At 43.6% G+C, this 16476-nt stretch carries 18 protein-coding genes; 6 read left to right on the top strand and 12 right to left on the bottom strand.

All coding sequences use genetic code 11. The features are described 5' to 3' along the window. Positions 1-26: 26 nt before the first annotated feature. The gene (tamL, locus tag AAEO56_RS05530) at positions 27-2597 is read right to left on the bottom strand and encodes a translocation and assembly module lipoprotein TamL (RefSeq protein WP_341696027.1); all 2571 of its coding nucleotides are present in this window, start codon (positions 2595-2597) and stop codon (positions 27-29) included. 39 nt (positions 2598-2636) lie between these two features. Here tamL and AAEO56_RS05525 point away from each other — a divergent pair, with 39 nt between their 5' ends. Beyond that, positions 2637-3368: a TrmH family RNA methyltransferase gene (locus AAEO56_RS05525; RefSeq protein WP_341696026.1), complete on the top strand. Its 732-nt coding sequence runs from the start codon at positions 2637-2639 to the stop codon at positions 3366-3368. A 111-nt stretch (positions 3369-3479) separates the two neighbouring features. Here AAEO56_RS05525 and porT read toward each other — a convergent pair whose 3' ends face one another. From porT to AAEO56_RS05470, 11 genes are all read right to left on the bottom strand, one after another. Continuing rightward, entirely contained in the window at positions 3480-4187 is a 708-nt protein-coding gene (gene porT, locus AAEO56_RS05520; RefSeq protein ID WP_341696025.1) for a type IX secretion/gliding motility protein PorT/SprT, read from the bottom strand. A gap of 1 nt (position 4188) precedes the next feature. Next, positions 4189-4920, bottom strand: a complete 732-nt coding sequence (gene ubiE / locus AAEO56_RS05515) for a bifunctional demethylmenaquinone methyltransferase/2-methoxy-6-polyprenyl-1,4-benzoquinol methylase UbiE (protein WP_341696024.1) — start codon at positions 4918-4920, stop codon at positions 4189-4191. Between the two features lie 168 nt (positions 4921-5088). After that, positions 5089-5523: a GNAT family N-acetyltransferase gene (locus AAEO56_RS05510; protein WP_341696023.1), complete on the bottom strand. Its 435-nt coding sequence runs from the start codon at positions 5521-5523 to the stop codon at positions 5089-5091. A 4-nt stretch (positions 5524-5527) separates the two neighbouring features. Then, positions 5528-5827 (bottom strand): HigA family addiction module antitoxin, encoded by a 300-nt coding sequence (locus AAEO56_RS05505; protein ID WP_341696022.1) that lies wholly within the window; start codon positions 5825-5827, stop codon positions 5528-5530. An 11-nt stretch (positions 5828-5838) separates the two neighbouring features. Continuing rightward, on the bottom strand, positions 5839-6120 hold the full coding sequence (locus tag AAEO56_RS05500; protein ID WP_341696021.1) for a type II toxin-antitoxin system RelE/ParE family toxin: 282 nt from the start codon (positions 6118-6120) through the stop codon (positions 5839-5841). 58 nt (positions 6121-6178) lie between these two features. Continuing rightward, positions 6179-6667 carry a dihydrofolate reductase gene (locus tag AAEO56_RS05495; RefSeq protein WP_341696020.1) on the bottom strand — a complete coding sequence of 163 codons (489 nt, stop codon included), beginning with the start codon at positions 6665-6667 and terminating at the stop codon, positions 6179-6181. Next, on the bottom strand, positions 6667-7005 hold the full coding sequence (locus tag AAEO56_RS05490; protein ID WP_341696019.1) for a 2TM domain-containing protein: 339 nt from the start codon (positions 7003-7005) through the stop codon (positions 6667-6669). Before AAEO56_RS05490 ends, AAEO56_RS05495 begins: the two co-directional genes overlap by 1 nt. Before the next feature lie 39 nt (positions 7006-7044). After that, complete coding sequence (locus AAEO56_RS05485) at positions 7045-7890, bottom strand: thymidylate synthase (RefSeq protein WP_341696018.1); 846 nt, start codon at positions 7888-7890, stop codon at positions 7045-7047. A gap of 181 nt (positions 7891-8071) precedes the next feature. Beyond that, complete coding sequence (locus AAEO56_RS05480) at positions 8072-8689, bottom strand: bifunctional nuclease family protein (RefSeq protein ID WP_341696017.1); 618 nt, start codon at positions 8687-8689, stop codon at positions 8072-8074. A gap of 93 nt (positions 8690-8782) precedes the next feature. Further along, positions 8783-9751, bottom strand: a complete 969-nt coding sequence (locus tag AAEO56_RS05475; protein WP_341696016.1) for an electron transfer flavoprotein subunit alpha/FixB family protein — start codon at positions 9749-9751, stop codon at positions 8783-8785. An 89-nt stretch (positions 9752-9840) separates the two neighbouring features. Continuing rightward, positions 9841-10587, bottom strand: coding sequence for an electron transfer flavoprotein subunit beta/FixA family protein (locus AAEO56_RS05470; protein ID WP_341696015.1), 747 nt, complete (start codon positions 10585-10587; stop codon positions 9841-9843). Positions 10588-10856: 269 nt separating this feature from the next. Here AAEO56_RS05470 and AAEO56_RS05465 point away from each other — a divergent pair, with 269 nt between their 5' ends. From AAEO56_RS05465 to AAEO56_RS05445, 5 genes are all read left to right on the top strand, one after another. Continuing rightward, positions 10857-11843, top strand: coding sequence for a pyruvate dehydrogenase complex E1 component subunit beta (locus AAEO56_RS05465; protein ID WP_341696076.1), 987 nt, complete (start codon positions 10857-10859; stop codon positions 11841-11843). 63 nt (positions 11844-11906) lie between these two features. Then, positions 11907-14399, top strand: a complete 2493-nt coding sequence (locus tag AAEO56_RS05460) for a DUF5686 and carboxypeptidase-like regulatory domain-containing protein (protein ID WP_341696014.1) — start codon at positions 11907-11909, stop codon at positions 14397-14399. 58 nt (positions 14400-14457) lie between these two features. Next, positions 14458-14946, top strand: coding sequence for a hypothetical protein (locus tag AAEO56_RS05455; protein WP_341696013.1), 489 nt, complete (start codon positions 14458-14460; stop codon positions 14944-14946). An 89-nt stretch (positions 14947-15035) separates the two neighbouring features. Continuing rightward, positions 15036-15572, top strand: a complete 537-nt coding sequence (locus AAEO56_RS05450) for a hypothetical protein (RefSeq protein WP_341696012.1) — start codon at positions 15036-15038, stop codon at positions 15570-15572. Between the two features lie 333 nt (positions 15573-15905). Continuing rightward, positions 15906-16436 carry an inorganic diphosphatase gene (locus AAEO56_RS05445; protein WP_341696011.1) on the top strand — a complete coding sequence of 177 codons (531 nt, stop codon included), beginning with the start codon at positions 15906-15908 and terminating at the stop codon, positions 16434-16436. The last annotated feature ends 40 nt before the right edge of the window (positions 16437-16476 follow it).

The raw sequence follows: 16476 nt of genomic DNA, 5'->3' as shown, positions 1-16476 counted from the left end.
TCAATAATTGATAGTTTGTATACTTTTTAAAACGGATAATTTATCCCCACATTATAAACGCACCTGGACATATTGTATTCCTTAAACCAGCGCTCGCCTTCCGGCTTGCCCGGGTTGTAGGTTTTGAAGCCTACGTCAAAGCGAACAATGAAGAAATTAAAGTCATACCGGAATCCAACCCCTGAACCGAAGGCAAGGTCTTTAAAAGATTTCAGCCCGTTAAAGGTAAAGTTGGGGTCGTCTACCTCATCAAAAATATTCCAGATATTGCCCACATCGCCAAAGATCGCGCCATTAAGCTTTCCGAATATATTAAAGCGCAGCTCGGCGCTGTAGGCCATTTTAAGGTTGGCTTCGTTAAAGTCGTTCACCCCGCCGCTGCGGCCCGGGCCAAGGCTGTAGGACTGCCATGCCCTGTTGTCGTTGGATCCACCGGCAAAATAGCTTCGCGCAAAAGGTATGGATGTAGAGTTGCCATAAGGCACTGCCAGCCCAAAAAAGGCACGCATAGCGAGCACTTTTCCGCGCCTGAGGTCAAAGTGCTTTACAAAATCAAGTTCACCTTTTATATATTGGGAATATTTCACATCGAATAATGTCCTGTCACCTACCGCTACATCCTTGTTTTCAACCATAAAGGGTGCTATCAGCGAAGGAATGCTGCCCGCGGCTTCTACCTTGGTTTTGAAAATAAAGAAGGTATTGTCAACAAGCCCTTCTTTTGAATTGGTAGTGTAAGTAAAATTCGTGGCAAATATCAGGTTGTTCTCGGTAAGCCTTTGCCTGCGTTCCTCAATCCGGTTGATGTTTTTGCGGTCTTCTTCGTTCACCGTTATATTGTTGTCCTGAACGTCGGTAATAAAGCCGGTCGTGCCTGATTCTATCTTTAGGTCCTTAGCATCGCCCGGATTTAGAGGTGCATTAAAATAATCCGGGTCTACCTGGCTTTCGTAGGCATTGGCATACTCATTTAGCCGGTTGTAGGATGATCTGTATACGTTGAAGTAATTGCCCGCATTTACGTTTCGGATGTACTGTATATTAAAGAGGTCCAGCTTTGCTGTCCGGCCTCTTTGCGGCGTCCAGTTATAGTTCAGGATGCCTGTAAAATTCTCTTTATCAAGCCCGATGTTCCGCTGCCTGCTGATGCCGAAACTCATTATCGTAGAAGGTATCATGCTTTTAGGTATGATCTTTTCCGTGTTGAAAGGGAAAAATATCCGTGGAAAGGTGAGTTTGAGGTCGGCGCCATATTCCAGTATATTGAAAAAGGACCTGTCCGGGATGGCAACGTCTCGTGACGAACCGATATTGCCACGTGTGGAGATCTCCAGTATTTCAGCGCCCTTAAAGATATTCCGTATCGATATCCCAAGGCTTCCCTGTATACCAAAATCCTGGATATTGGAATGGGTAAAATCGACACTTGGGGTAAACCTGAATTTCTTCCTGGGATTCAGGTAGATGTTGGTAATCAGCGATGTGCCGGTCGGGTCTTTGGGGTCTTCCTTATATTCAATAGTCGGATAGTTAAAAACCCTCAGGTTGGTAAGGTACCTCGAAGTAAGCACCCTATTGCGATCAGAAAATATACCTCCCTGCGTTATGAATACGGCATCCGTAAGCGCTTTTGGCCTGTAGTTCAGCTTTCCTGTACTGTACAGGTTAAAGCCGTTAAAGCTTACGCTGTCAATGGCCTGCTCCGGGCTCGTTGGGTTTTTGGTATAAATATTTACCTGGCTTATTTTGTATAGTTTGAAAGGCCTTACAAAGGTAGAATCTCCCTGCTTTACGGTTTCATTGTCAATAATTAAATCAACATTGGCCTTGTAATTGTTGCCGACGGTATCTATAATGTAAGATATGTTATTCTGTTGAAAGGTATAAGCCCCGCGATTCCGGAAATAGGTAGTGATCCTTTCCCTTTCACCCGTAAAATTCGCCTCGTTATACTGGTCGTTTTTCTTTATCAGCGATACTTCTTTGGTAGTGTTGTAAAGGCTGTCGAGCGCAGGAGTTTCTATAAACGCTGCAATAGAATCCAGGATATAGGGCTTTCCGGTTTCAACGTCATACCGCACTTCGGCACGTTTTTTTTCAAGGGTATCAATGGTATATTTCACATTTGCTCTGAAATAACCTTTTTTGTAATAAAAGGCAAAAAGCCTGTTGCGTGATTTTTTTATCCTGTTTGGGTCGATGATTACCGGTGGCTCGCCGGTTTTTTTGGCAAAGTTACTAAAGCCCGAGACGAAAAAGGAGTTACCCAGGCGCTGTACCTGCTTTTCAGAAAGTGTTTTTCTGAAAAAATTATGCCATCCGGGATTTTTAACGAGCCATGCCTGGTAGGAAGAGTCGGCGTCCTTGTTGGCAAGGTTGTAAATGCTCAGCCGTACGTGCCATCCCAGGACGCTGCTGTTCGGCAGCTGGTAGAGCTGTGCTTTGTGCTCGTCGTCGTTTTTTTCTTCGCCGTTTACCCTTACATCGTTTTTCTTCAGCAGGTGTTTCCCTTCCGGAACGTTCTTTACAAGCGAACAGGAATATAAAAACCAACCCGATACAAGAATTAGTGCTATTTTTGTTGTTATATTTCTCAAGGCAATTGCGGCAAATAGTAATTCAAAAATACATTTTTTATGGTTAGCAAAAACCAAATTAAGACAATAACGGGTTTACAGCAAAAAAAATACCGGAAGCAGCACAAATTGTTCTTTGCCGAAGGGATAAAGGTAGTGCAGGAATTGCTGAATTCCAATTTTGAGTTACACCAATTGTTTACCACGGGGGAGATATTCAACGGTATTCCGAAAGATAAGATTATACTTATCACTGAAGCTGAACTAAAAAAGATCAGCGCCCTGGCAACACCCAATGCCTGCCTTGCCCTGTTTGTTATTCCCGAAGAAAAACCCGTGCCTGAAAACGGGCTTATCGTTGCACTTGACGCTATACGTGACCCTGGCAACCTCGGTACAATTATCAGGCTTTGCGACTGGTTTGGAATTGGCCATTTGGTATGTTCCGAAAACTGCGTAGATGTATATAACCCAAAAGTAGTTCAGGCTACCATGGGGTCTATTACAAGGGTGAATGTGGTGTATACCGATCTGCCGTCCTATATTGGCAAAACATCATTGCCGGTATTCGGCACCTTTATGGATGGGGCGACCATTTATAGCGAAACACTGCCGGAGAATGGTGTCATCGTTATGGGTAATGAAGCTAACGGTATCTCTCCCGAAATTGAGGCTTTGGTGACCAATAAGATCGCCATACCGCGCTTTGGCAACCTCCAACTTACCGAGAGCCTAAATGTGGCAACGGCAGCAGCAATTACTTTAAGTGAGTTCAGGAGAAAATCAGTATAGTATATTTTATAGAGGTGTTTGTCATTCTGACGCAGGAAGAATCGCTATCGTAAATTGAGATTCTTCACTCCGTTTCTCTTCGTTCAGAATGACAAACAGGGTTCAATATCATTAATGAAAAGTAAAGTTGACGAAAACCCCACGCGTTTTCATAGAGCCAACATTCCCGGTATAAGGGCTGTTCGGGTCGTTATCCCGTATGATCTCATCATCAATGCCGAACACCCCGCGTATTGAGGGCGAGAACTTGAAGTATTCGAAGTAAAGGTCAATACCAACGCCCAGCTCATAATTGCTGGTCCATTTCACCATCCTGAAGTTACCGCCGGTCATATTATCGTCTTTGGCATCGGCATTACTGCCAAGGTTCCAAGAACGCGAAAAGCCTCCCAAAAGGTACGGCCGTATATTGCCGGTCCTTTTAGCAGAAAATTTCAGCAACAGTGGGAAATGGATGTAAGTAGATTTTACTTCCCTTTTATTATCAACAAGGCCGTTCTCATAAAAAGTAAGGTCGCGTTGTGTATAATACAACCCCGGCTCAAACCTCAGGTCGAGGTATTCAAAAATCCTCAGGTTGCCCACAAGGCCCACGTTAAAGCCGGTTGTGCCTTTTACTTCAATGTCTTTGCCCGGATTGTTAAGGTAATCGAATTTAAAATCATAATTATTGAAACCAAGAAAATACCCCCAGTGTGTACGCTGCTTATCGAAGTTTTCCAGGTGAATAATAGGGTCGCGGCCAAATATGCGGGTGCCAAACTGCGCCTGGCTTGCAAGGCCCGATAACAGGAATAGGTATAAAAACAGTTTCTTCATTTTATTGTTTTGAAGCGGAATAAATAGTGGCCACACCAAAAGTCTGCGGCATATTCTTAACCTCTATAAACCCAATTTTGCGTAAAATATTGTTCAGTGCCTCACCATGAGGGAAAACTGAGGCCGATTCGCTTAAGTAAGCATACGCCGAGCGATCTTTAGAAAACAGCCTCCCTATCATCGGAAGCATGTATTTACTGTAAAATGTATAGCCCTGCTTAAAAGGGAATTTTTCAGGGACCGATGTTTCGAGTATCACAAAAATACCGTTGGGTTTCAGTACGCGCAAAATTTCTGCAAGGCCTTTTTCAAGGGTTTCGAAGTTGCGTACACCAAAAGCCACGGTTATCGCATCAAAGTGGTTGTCGGCAAACGGCAGGTTTTCGCTGTCGCCAAATACCAGTTTTACCCTGCTGTCAAGGGTTTTCTCGGTCACTTTTTTGCGCCCGACTTCCATCATCCCTTCAGAGATGTCCGCACCGATTATCTCTTTGGCGTTGGTTTGCCCCATAAGTATCGCCAGGTCGCCGGTACCGGTAGCAATATCCAGTATCCTTTCCGGATTTTTGGCAGCAACAAGTTTTAGTACTTTCTTCCTCCATTTCACGTCGATGCCAAAGGATATTACGCGGTTCAACCCGTCATAATTGCCTGATATGGTATCGAACATCTGTGCAACCTGTTCTTTCTTGCCGAGGCCGGAATCTTTGTATGGGGTGATCTGTTGTGACATTGCTTTTATTTACGGCGCAAAGATATAAGAAGTTTTGTTAATGGGGAGTTATAATGAATGGATTGTGTAGTGCTATTTTTCTGGATTTCTCCTCAATTGCATTGCAGTCCAAATGGAATCAGGCTACTTTGTCATTTCGAACGCAGCTTGCGGAGTGAGAAATCTCTTTCACAAACGATACTCCATATCATACAAATCAAATCCCTCCGCCCAGTAATCTTTGACAACTTCCTTCAGCCTAAAACCCATCTTCTCATAAAATTTATAAGCGTGCTGTGAGGTACGGATACCAATAGCGATCCCCATTTCCTGCATCTTTGCAATCCTGAATTTTACCAAAGCGCTGCCTACACCCTTACCCTGAGCATCCGGATGGATGATATCCCATGACAATACACCCTTACTGCCATCAGCCGCAATGTTGAACCCACCGCAGCCCATGATCGCTCCATCGATCTCTACAATATAATAATGGTCGATGTGGTTTGCGAGGTAATCAACAAGGTCAGCTTCTTCGCTTTCTGCAAAATATTTTGGCGTGTTCAGGCGCAACAGTTCAAACAGTGCCGGGTCATCTGAAGGGGAGTAGGAGCGGATGGTCATTATACTAAGCAGCAGTATTTTCTACCGGCTTAATGTTTTCAAACTCATCCTGTTTGGAATTGCTTTCTTCTTCCAGGTCATAATCGTCCTGTAAGCCAAGCCAGAATTTTGCCGAGGTTCCAAAATATTTGGCAAACCGCAATGCAGTATCAGCAGTGATCCTGCGGTTCCCTTTGATGATTTCACTTATCCTTGTTTGGGGAATGAAAGTTTCCTTAGACAGCCGATAAGCGCTTATTGCTAATGGTTCAAGGAATTCTTCTTTAAGTATTTCTCCGGGATGTATATTCTTTAATTTTTCCATAAAATAAAATATTAATGGGAATCTACAATTTGGACTTCAAAGGCGTTGTCATTATTCCAGTTGAAAATGATGCGCCATTGTTTATTAATCCTGATACTGTAAAATCCTGACAAATTCCCACTGAGTTTTTCCAAATGATTTGCCGGAGGAATTCTAAGGTCATTAATGTTTTGGGCATTATTGATTATCCTTAATTTCCGTCGGGCTATATTTTGGATATCGGCAGGAAGCTTTTTTGACTGAATGCCATTCCATATTTTTTCAGTCTCTTTATTTCCAAAACTTCGTATCACATATCAGAATTTATTACTAACGCCAAAGATAAGTAATTGTTTTGATTTTGAGAATTAATTATTTCCTCAACCACGTTTGAAACGCCATATCATACGCATGCTTCTCATCTTTCGGATGAAAAACCTCTTCCGCGAGTTTCCATTTTTCAGGGTCAATTTCCGGAAAAAAAGCATCGGCTTCGGGAGACGTGCCATATACTTTGGTAAGCTCTATTTTGTCGGCTCTGTCGATGGACTGCTTATAAATTTCGCCACCACCTATTACAAAAACCTCTTCATCCTGTGGGCAGGCTGCGATAGCGGCATCGAGGCAGTTTACTACAATGCACCCTTCGGCTTGATAAGCTGGCTGGCGTGTAATGATAACGTGCGTCCGGTTCGGCAACGGCTTAGGAAAGCTCTCAAAAGTCTTGCGCCCCATGATGATATAGTGGCCGGTGGTAAGCTGCTTAAAACGCTTAAAATCGTCCGGCAGGTGCCATATCATCTGGTTGTCTTTGCCCAGGGCGTTGTTCTCTGCGGCAGCTGCAATAAGGGTAAGGGTCATTATAAAGGAGTGTTGTTGTCTTTTTCTATTTTCTTTTCAAGCTGGCTTATTTTCCGTTCCTGGCGGGCTACAAGTTTAGCTATTTGTTCCTGTTCCCATTTCTTATTGATGAAGCTTTCGGTTACGAACACTTTTATAAAATGCAGTATAAAAAGGAAGGCCCATGCGGTTATGGCCCAAAGGTACCAATCGTCCTGCGGGTCTACGTCAAGCCACTTGTTGATGATGTAAAAAAAGATACTGCTGACAAAAAACAGTATGAAATGGACATAAACATGTTTTTTATGCTTTAACCGCTTTCGGGCATATTCGTAGAGTTCCTGTTGATTTTGTTCCATATTTCCCTGATTTTTGGAACCTAAAGATAGCGATTTTTTTTATACCGCCACTGCTCCTTTAATATGCGGGTGCGGATCGTAGTTCTCAAGGGTGAAATCCTCAAACTTGAAATCGAATATATTTTTCACATCCGGGTTCAGCTTCATTTGCGGTAATGGCCTTGGGTCGCGGCTCAGTTGCAATTCAAGCTGATCCATATGGTTATTGTAAATATGCGCATCACCAAAGGTGTGGATGAAATCGCCTGCTTCCATATCGCATACATGGGCGATCATCATTGTAAGTAAAGCATAGGAGGCAATATTAAAAGGAACACCCAGGAAAATATCCGCACTGCGCTGGTACAGTTGGCATGATAGTTTCGGTTTTCCTCCCTCTTTAGAAGGTGGGCCTACATAGAATTGGAAAAAAGCATGGCAGGGTGGGAGTGCCACTTTACCATTGGCAACATTTTCGGCGAATGACTTTGAGGTATCCGGCAGCACGCTTGGATTCCATGCCGAGATCAGCATCCTGCGGCTGTTCGGGTTGGTTTTCAGGGTTTCGATAAGCTCGGTGATCTGGTCGATCTCCTTGTCGTCCCAGTTGCGCCATTGGTGGCCATATACCGGGCCAAGATTGCCGTCCTCGTCAGCCCATTCGTCCCATATCTTTACGCCGTTCTCGTTGAGGTAGCCAATATTGGTATCTCCATTCAGGAACCATAGCAGTTCGTATATAATCGATTTAAGGTGCAGTTTTTTGGTTGTAACCATAGGGAAGCCTTCGCTCAGGTCAAAACGCATCTGGTATCCAAACACACTCTTTGTGCCCGTGCCTGTGCGGTCGCCTTTCTCGTTGCCGTTCTCTAAAACATGCTTTACTAAATCTAAATACTGCTTCATATTACCAATTCTCTAAATTAAAAATGTATACAATGTATCAATTCTCTACTGCTGCAAATTAAAAAATATAATGGAGTAAAATTTAAAAAGCAACGGTTTTTATAAATGGAGTTATTCACAAAAAAAGCCATCCTTTCAGGTAGCTTAAATTGTTATATTAGAGAATTGAAAAATTGATATATTAACTTTCTCTTTTAGATATTTCATCGCGGATCTTTGCCGCTTTTTCATAGTCTTCATTCTGCACGGCGCCTTCCAGCTGCTCGTGGAGTTCCTGCAGGTTATACTGCGAGTAGCCTTCTCCCGAAACGGACTCGGTACCAAAAGTCTGGGGCTGCGTGAGCACGTCGTCGTTTTCTGTTTCAGCATGTTCGGCTTCAGGGTTTATCTTCAGGTAGATGCCTGCTTTGTCCAAAATGTTCTTATAGGTAAATATAGGTGCATTAAATCGGAGTGCCAATGCTATCGCGTCAGATGTGCGTGCATCGATGATCTCCTCGATCTTGTCGCGTTCGCAAATGATGCTCGAAAAGAAAACACCGTCAACCAGCTTGTGGATGATCACCTGCTTTACCACGATATCAAAGCGGTCGGCAAAATTTTTGAATAAGTCATGGGTGAGGGGCCTTGGCGGCTTGATCTCTTTCTCCAGGGCAATGGCGATGGACTGGGCTTCAAATGCCCCGATAACGATCGGTAATTTCCGTTCTCCGTCCACTTCATTCAGGATCAGGGCATACGCTCCGTTTTGCGTCTGGCTGTATGAGATCCCTTTAATAGTAAGTTTTACTAAGCTCATATAATCTTGCTGTAATACAAAAAAGGCTATCCGGACAAAGATAAAACTATCGCGTTCCGGATAGCCCTTTAAGGGGCACAATTTATAATAAAATTATGAGTTTTGAGCCTTAAAAGCTTTAATTTTTTCTGTCAGTTTAGGCAGGATATCAAACGCATCGCCCACAACACCATAGTCAGCTACTTTAAAGAATGGCGCATCGGCATCGGCATTGATCACCACTTTTACTTTAGAAGAGTTGATACCTGCAATATGCTGTATCGCTCCCGAAATACCTACTGCAATGTACAGGTTGGCAGCTACAGGTTTACCTGTCTGGCCTACGTGCTCGCTATGAGGCCTCCACCCAAGGTCAGATACGGGCTTAGAGCATGCTGTTGCCGCGCCAAGCGCTGTGGCCAGGTCTTCTAATAAATGCCAGTTCTCCGGGCCTTTAAGTCCGCGCCCACCAGATACTACTACTTCAGCATCGGCTATCGTTACTTTTCCGGTAACTTTTTCAGATGATTCTACTTTTACAGAGAAATCATTATCGTTCAATGATGGTGCAAAATCTTCAGCAGCTGCAGCGCCATTCGATTCAACAAGGCCGAAAGAGTTTTTGCCAATTGCAAGCACTTTTACATCGGTGTTGATTTCAGTGAAGTTGAACGCTTTGTTCGAAAAAGCACTTCTTTTCACGCGGAAAGGCGAAAGGCTCTCAGGAAGCGCAACCACATTCGATGCATAACCGGCCTCAAGAGCCACGGCTACAAGGGGTGCGATGTATAAGCTGTCGGTAGTTGAAGAGAACAGCAAAATCTTAGCACTCTCTTTCTCCGCGGCTTGTTTAATAGCATCGGCGTATGCCTTTGCATTAAACGCAGTCAGCTTGTCCGATTTTACGTTAAGCACTTTATCCACGCCATAAGCGGCAAGGGCAGAAGCTTCAGGGCCGTTTACGGTAAGCGCAGTTACTGTAGTTCCGGTTTCCCCGGCTATTTTTTTTGCGTAAGAAGCAAGCTCGAACGCTGTCTTTTTGAATTTACCTTCTGCTGATTCAGCATATATTAAGATTGACATTTTTCTAATTTTTTAATTTGTTAATGTATCAATGTAACAATTTGGTTGTACGCGAAATTGCTACATTAAAAAATTGATTCATTGTTACATTAGATGACTTTCGCCTCATTATGCAGCAGGCTCACAAGCTCGTCAAGGTTGTCAGGGCTTATCAGCTTCACTGCCGATTTTGGCGCAGGCTTCTCGAACTTAACCGCTTTGGTGGCAGCGTTTGCAGTAACAGGATCCAGTACAACAAGGGCTTTCTGCCTTGCCATCATGATGCCGCGCATGTTCGGGATTCTAAGGTCTTTCTCTTCAACAAGGCCTTTCTGTCCGCCGATAACCATTGGCAATTTCGCGGTAAGCGTTTCTTTACCGCCGTCTATTTCGCGTACTGCTTTGGCATCATTATCGGTCACGTCCAGTTTAATGCATGAGTTCACGAAGTCGAAGCCTAAAAGGCCTGCAAGCATCCCGGGAACCATTCCGCCGTTATAATCCAATGACTCTTTCCCTGCTATAACAAGGTCATAACCGCCCTGTTTTACCACTTCGGCAAGCTGTTTTGCAACAAAAAAGCCGTCGGTAGGTGCAGCGTTCACACGGATAGCCTCATCGGCCCCGATAGCAAGCGCTTTCCTTAAAGTTGCCTCAGCATCAGGCCCGCCCACGTTCACTACTGTAACGTTTGCGCCCTGCTGTTCTTTAAACCATATCGCCCTTGTTAAACCGAATTCGTCGTTAGGGTTGATTACAAACTGAACACCGCTGGCGTCAAACTCGCTGTCGCCATTGGTAAAATTGATTTTTGAAGTAGTATCAGGCACGTGGCTGATGCAAACTAATATTTTCATCTTTATAAGGTTATGAAGTTGATTGTTTTCAGGTTACGAAAATAATACTTTTATCTAAATAAAAAACTATGCATGCATAATAAATGATAGTTTTCTAAAAATTTCAACATTAAAATTTGATTATCATAAAATATACGCGTTTAAACACTTATTATTGCGAATATGGGCGTGTTTATGATAAACCTCTGAACAAACTATTTATTTGGGAAAAGGCAGGTATTTAATAACTTAAAATTTTTATTTTTGCCATTCCATTTAATCCGAAAAACATTTACATGAGAACGATACAATTTAGGGAAGCAGTTTGCGAAGCCATGAGCGAGGAAATGCGCCGTGACGAAACCATATATTTAATGGGTGAAGAGGTAGCTGAATATAACGGTGCCTACAAAGCCTCAAAAGGGATGCTTGACGAATTCGGACCGAAAAGGGTTATTGATACCCCGATCGCAGAACTTGGGTTTGCCGGTATTGCAGTAGGAAGCGCCATGAACGGCAACAGGCCGATCGTGGAGTTCATGACCTTCAACTTCTCACTGGTTGGTATCGACCAGATCATCAATAACGCTGCAAAAATGCGCCAGATGTCAGCCGGGCAGTTCAGTATGCCAATGGTATTCCGCGGGCCTACAGCTTCTGCAGGACAGTTGGGCGCCACGCACTCACAGGCTTTTGAGAACTGGTTTGCCAATACACCGGGCCTTAAGGTAGTTGTGCCGTCTAACGTTTACGACTGTAAAGGCCTTTTGAAATCGGCTATCCGCGATAATGATCCCGTTATCTTCATGGAAAGCGAGCAGATGTATGGCGACAAAGGCGAAGTGCCTGATGGGGAATATACAATCCCTCTTGGCGTTGCCGATGTGAAGCGTGAAGGAAAAGATGTGACTATCGTATCTTTCGGTAAAATTATAAAAGAAGCCTTTATCGCGGCTGAAGAGCTGGAGAAAGAAGGCATAAGTGTTGAGATTGTCGACCTTCGCACCGTGCGCCCTATGGACCACGAAACTATACTGAACTCGGTTAAGAAAACAAACAGGCTTGTGGTTCTTGAAGAAGCGTGGCCGTTTGGCAGCGTAGCTTCGGAGATCACGTATATCGTGCAGGAAAGGGCTTTTGATTACCTGGATGCACCGATTCAAAGGATTACTACTGCGGATACCCCGGCACCATACTCGCCGGCACTGCTTAAAGAATGGCTTCCGAACGCGGGAGATGTTGTAAAAGCTGTGAAGAAAGTTATGTACAAAAAATAGAAGAAAACAACTATATTTGAAACTTCATCATACTATTTGGTGAAGTTTTTTGTTTTAGCATATATGAAGAAAAAAATACTGTTTTTACTGGGGTTGCTTTTTGCTGTTACAGGTTCGCTTTTGGCGCAGACAAAAATAGGGGGTGTGGTGCTGGACAATACGAACCAGCCGCTACCGTATGCCAACGTATATTTTAAAGGCACCAGCGAAGGTACCATTACAGATGAAAACGGCAAATTTTACCTTGAATCGCAAACGGCCTATACCCAGATCGTTGTTTCGTTTGTGGGTTTTAGTACCAAAGAAATCACACTCGACAAGTCAATTACACTCGATATAAAGGTAGTCCTCACAGAAGCACAGGAGCTCAAGGAAGTGGTGCTTTATTCAGGGAAGACCTCCAAGAAAAATAATCCCGCTATCGATATCCTCCGCAAGATTTGGGAACGCCGCCGGAAGAACGGGCTGAAAATGTTTAAACAATACACTTACGATAAGTATGAGAAGGTAGAATTTGACATGAACAGCATCGACAGCGCTTTCATGAAAAGCAAGGTATTCAGGGGCATGGAGTTCATTTTCGACCATGTGGACACCTCCAGCGTAACAGGTAAGACCTACCTGCCGATCTTCATCAACGAGGCATTGAGCAACGTATATGGCGACAATGTCATTAATACTAAAAAAGAGGTTGTCCGCGCCAATAAAAACTCGGGCTTCAGCAACAACCAGCAGGTTATCGCTTTTATAAAAGACCTGTATGCCGAATACGATATTTACGACAATTACCTTAAATTTTTCGATAAAGACTTCGTTAGCCCGCTCTCCAGGACGGGTATCAACGTGTACAACTACGTACTTGCCGACAGTACCTTTATCGACAAGAAATGGTGCTACAACATTGTGTTTTACCCAAGGCGCAAAGCCGAGCTTACCTTTAAGGGTAATTTTTGGGTAAATGATACCACCTTTGCTATCAAAAAGATAAGCATGGCTGCCAGCAAAAGCGCCAACATCAACTGGGTAAAGGACATTTACATAGAGCAGGAGTTCGATGTGCTCAACGATTCGGTATTCCTGCTGAAGCGCGACCACATGATGAGTGACTTTGCCATAAGCAAAAAAGAAGAATCAAAAGGGGTGTACGGGAAGCGGACAACGCTTTTCAGGGATTACCAGTTCGATATTAAGAAACCCGACGAATTTTACGCGGCTGATGTTAACCTTTACGACGAGCAGGTCCACGAACGGCCCGAGGAATATTGGGAAGAGAACCGTTTTGAATCCCTAAACGATGACGAACGGGGTGTTTATAAAATGCTCGATACCCTCAAGACCGTCCCCAAATTCAAGCGGTTGTACAGCCTCGTAGCCACGCTGGGCAGCGGTTACTACCAGATAGGCAACTTTGACTATGGGCCTATATTCTCCACTTTTGGCTATAATGATGTAGAAGGAATAAGGCTCCGAACGGGCGGGCGCACGTATTTTGGGCAGAACGACCCCTGGCGTATCGAAGGATACACGGCGTATGGCTTTAAGGACAACCAGTTCAAGTACGGCATTTCGGGCAAATGGATGGTAGATAAGAAAAACCGTATTATCATATCGGCCGGAAACAGGCGTGATATAGAGCAGATAGGTGTAAGCCTCACCGCAACCAATGACGTGCTTGGCAGGAGCTTTGCCTCGTCATCACTTTTCTCCAACGGCAGCAACAATAAATTAACGTCTATAAATTTTAGTACTATTGGCTTCGAGATCGAGCCGGTAAAGAACCTTACCTTCCGATCCAACTTTAATTACCGCACACTAAAATCGGCATCGTCTGTCTTTAGCCTCGATTATTATAATGACCCGTCAGACCCTTCAAAAGGAGTCGAAGGCTTTGTGAAACAGTATGAGTTTGGCGCCCAGGTAGACTATACCCCAAGGAGAAGGACAGTAGGCTACGGTGTGGAACGCAGTGACGTCGACCTCAACTACGCCAGGCTTTACCTCAATTTTTCGCAGGGAGTAAAAGGCATTTTTAATAGCGATTTCGATTACCAAAAACTCCAGTTCTATTACAGGCAGCCAGTGTTGGTGGGTGGTTTCGGACGCTTATTCACAACCCTGGAAGCCGGAAAGATATTTGGTAATGTACCGCTCGGTCTTATGGGTGTTATACCGGGTAACCAGTCGTATTTTATTATAGAGAATACTTATAATCTCCTTAATTACTATGAGTTTGTAGCCGATGAATATGTTTCGCTGCATCTGGAGCATAATTTCAATGGGAAGCTGTTTTCAAGAATACCAGGGCTTCGCGAACTCAATCTGAGGGAGATCGTTGGTATAAAAGGCGTTTGGGGAACGGTATCAGACGGAAATAAAAGACTCAATGCCTCAACGCTTGAATACCGCGCCCCCGAAGATGTGTACTGGGAATACCATGCAGGTATCGGGAATATCTTTAAAGTTTTCAGGCTCGATTTCGCGTGGAGAGGCAGCTACCTGAACCTTCCTGATGCCAACAAATTCACTATTAAAGGTTCCTTTGGCTTTTATTTTTAATTTACCTCATTTAACAAAATTTTTGTAATTTCGTTTTGCAACCAATCCATAAGAATTTATGAAATGCATATTTGCGGTATTTCTTGCCTTACTAGTGCTGTCGTGTAAAAAGGAAACAGCCGCCGCCGGTTCAGGCAGTATTTATCCTGAAGAGGCTGTAGGTGCCAACCATAACGGAACCTATACTATTACTGATGAAAAAGCGCTCGCAGCGGCCTGGGAAGCCAATGTTGACGGCCCGGAAAAACTCACAGCTTTTGAAATAGTTAAAGGGACGACCGAAGGCGATGTGGCCGAAGATTTTTATATGCTGGTAGCCAGGACGCAAGACGGTACCGCGAAGGTAGCCTCCTTACTCCAGTTAAAGGGTGATAAATTTTATTTTGGCTCAGAAGACCATGACGGATCGGAGTCCTATCTGTTGGTTATCTGTAAGGGCGAGTGTGATGGAGGGTGCCTTCCTGTGGCACGAAAAAAAGACGGGGTAAAGCATCTAATATGTTCATCGTGCGCTGATTGCGAGAAGAATGAAAAAGAAGCCCGTTAAGCATACCCTACTTAAATAATTAACATTTTGTTGTGGCTGCCATTTTGTTTTATATGCTACTTTCGTAAGACACATAAAAAACAACTGCCATGAAAACAAACTTACTTAAAATCGGAGCCTGCCTCCTTTTTATCGCTACAATAGTGGCCTGTAGCAGTGATTCAGATATAAACCTTACGGATGCCGCAACCCCTGAAAGGGAAAACAGAGCCAGTTTTTGGGAAGGCGAAATAGGTGTGGACAATGGTGATGGGGATATACAAATAACCGCCGACAAAAGCGCCATCATAGCTAATTTTGAGGATATACTTCAGAAGGAAGGAAATGCAACCACTCTTGAAAGCCTTAAAATAGTAAAAAAACCGGCACTTAATGATCCATCCAACATAGGGTATATGCTTATTGGAGCCGATGGAAGGAATATCTCTATTGGTGTGATGCTTATCCGCAACGGATCCGGTTCGCTGTCGCTTGATGAAGCCTTTGATGTGATCAAGACTACGAGCTGCCGTGGCTGTGCGTCAGGATGTAACCTGGAATATTTGTACGTGAATGGTAAGAAAGTGCCTATTTGCAATGAAAATGGCTGCATATCGGACTGCACGAAAACTGAGACTGAGCTTTAATAATAAGCTTCAAAACTAATAGGAAAGTCCCGGCAATACCGGGATTTTTTTTATGCCGATAACTCAGGCAGCGGTATTTCGCTAAGCTCGAAAAACGATGTTCTAAGGCTTATATGAATTGAGATGGAAGCAATTTCCTGTTTTTGATATAAATGGAATTATTTTATTAAAATTTTGAAGATATTGTTTTTAAACTTTATGTAGTCGAAGCAGTTATGGTATTAATTTTTTGTAAAGTATTGATTTTACTGGATTTTTCAATCGTAAAACTTTGTTCGTCAATATTTTTTGCTGTACTTTCGCACCCGCTAAATAAGAAAAACAGTTAGAGATATGACAGCTGCAAAATTAAAATCGTTTGATGTCCTGATAGAGATACCTAAGGGAAGCAGGAACAAATATGAATACGACTTCAAATTAAAGAAAATACGTTACGACAGGATGCTTTTCTCATCCATGATGTACCCTGCCGATTACGGCTTTATACCGGAAACCCTGGCGCTTGATGGCGATCCGCTTGATGTGCTGGTGTTGGTTCATGAGGCTACATTCCCTGGCTGTGTTGTCGAAGTGAAGCCTATCGGGGTTTTCCACATGGCTGACGAAAAAGGCCCGGATGAAAAAGTAATCTGTGTGCCGATATCCGACCCGATATGGAACAAATACAATGACCTTAGCGACCTTAACCCACACCGCCTTAAAGAGATCGAGCATTTCTTCAAAGTGTACAAAGATCTTGAGAACAAAAAGGTTGATGTAGAAGGATGGGGAGACGTTAATGAGGCCTACCAGATCATAGACGAATGCATAGAGCGTTTCGCAGCAATAGAGAACAGGCCTGAAGAACTTTTCAGTATAAAATAAGCCAAAAAGCTAAAAATACTCCATTAAAAAGCAACATTCT

It is taken from the genome of Flavobacterium arundinis (assembly GCF_038289855.1).
GTDB classification, from domain to species: Bacteria; Bacteroidota; Bacteroidia; order Flavobacteriales; family Flavobacteriaceae; genus Flavobacterium; species Flavobacterium arundinis.
The sequence above is the reverse complement of the archived record's forward strand: the minus strand, read 5'-3'. Positions and strand labels throughout refer to the sequence as shown.